General features: G+C 65.4%; 1 protein-coding gene. It reads right to left on the reverse strand.

Going from position 1 to position 1174, the window contains the following annotated elements; genetic code table 11:
• Nucleotides 1-34 precede the first annotated feature (34 nt).
• Complete coding sequence (locus AX730_RS02710; protein WP_083537669.1) at nt 35-958, reverse strand: IS110 family transposase; 924 nt, start codon at nt 956-958, stop codon at nt 35-37.
• Nucleotides 959-1174 lie beyond the last annotated feature (216 nt).

Here is a 1174-nt window from a genome sequence, read left to right on the forward strand (position 1 = left end):
CGGCTTAATTCAGCAACTGTCTTCCGATGAATGGTCAGGCCGCCATCGAGGCTCCTGCCATCAGCTCATCGCGACGCCGTGCATTGACGATCGTCAGCAGCTTTCGCATGCAGGCCACCAGGGCGACCTTGGCCACCTTCCCGCGTTCGCGCAGTTGCTGGTAGTGCGCTTTCATCACCGGATCCCAGCGCACGGCCGATAAGGTGGCCATGTAGAGCGCCACACGTACGGGTGCACGACCTCCGCGGATCCTACGCTTGCCTCGCGTCTGGCCGCTGTCGCGGTTCATCGGAGCCACACCGACCAGTTTGGCGATCTGCTGCCGCGTCAACGTGCCGAGCTCGGGCAACAGCGCCAGGCTCGTGGCTTGGAAGATCGGCCCCATACCTTTGGAGGATCGCAGCGCCGGCGTCAGGTGTTCATCCAGCAGTTCCTTCATCTCACGATCGATGGCGGCCAACTCGTGCCGGAGCGCGGCGACCGTACGCGCCATCAGTTTGCCGATCGTGGCCGGCGCCATGGCCGCTTGCTGCTTCTGCGCCTGCAGCGTGGTCACGACTTGGCCGCGACGCCTCAACCAGCCTCGCAGGTCGCGTTGCCAGGGGGCGGCCGCCTCGTAGCGGCGCAGTCGCCCAGCGAACAACCGCGACAGCAGGCACAGCAGCCGCGCATCGATCTCATCGGTCTTGGCCAACTCACCGGTGGCTCGGGCGAAATCCCGTGCCTGGCGCGGGTTGATCCGGGCCACCCAGAGGCCGGCATCGCAGCAGGCATCGAGCACCGCGTCCTCGTAGCCACCGGTCGCCTCGACCACCACCCGCGCCTCGACGACCGCTTTCAACCGTTTGATCAGCTTGCCGATCCCGGCGGCAGTATTGGCGAAACGCGCCACCCCGGGCGCCCCATCGATAGCCACATCCAGTGACGCCTTGCCTACGTCGATTCCCACTGCCGTCATGCCCGCTTCTCCGCTAGAGTTGGCCTGTCGAGAACATCGCGCCCGAGGCCCACGCTTATCAGTTCGAGGGAAACCTCGATCAACTGTCCGGGCGCAGGGCGCGAGATCCGGCGTGCGGCCCCTGCTGAATTACGGTGCGGCTACACCGAGGCGTTATCGGGCGCGCACGCCGGGTTCTCGGCCACTACAGTAGGGAAGTTCAAAGACATAAGGCGT

It is taken from the genome of Pseudoxanthomonas mexicana, assembly GCF_001556105.1.
In the GTDB taxonomy this organism is placed as follows: domain Bacteria; phylum Pseudomonadota; class Gammaproteobacteria; order Xanthomonadales; family Xanthomonadaceae; genus Pseudoxanthomonas_A; species Pseudoxanthomonas_A mexicana_A.

What these genes read in the sequence shown, in the direction of transcription:
- AX730_RS02710 (WP_083537669.1), bottom strand. Translation starts at nt 958, where the DNA reads ATGACGGCAGTGGGAATCGACGTAGGCAAGGCGTCACTGGATGTGGCT.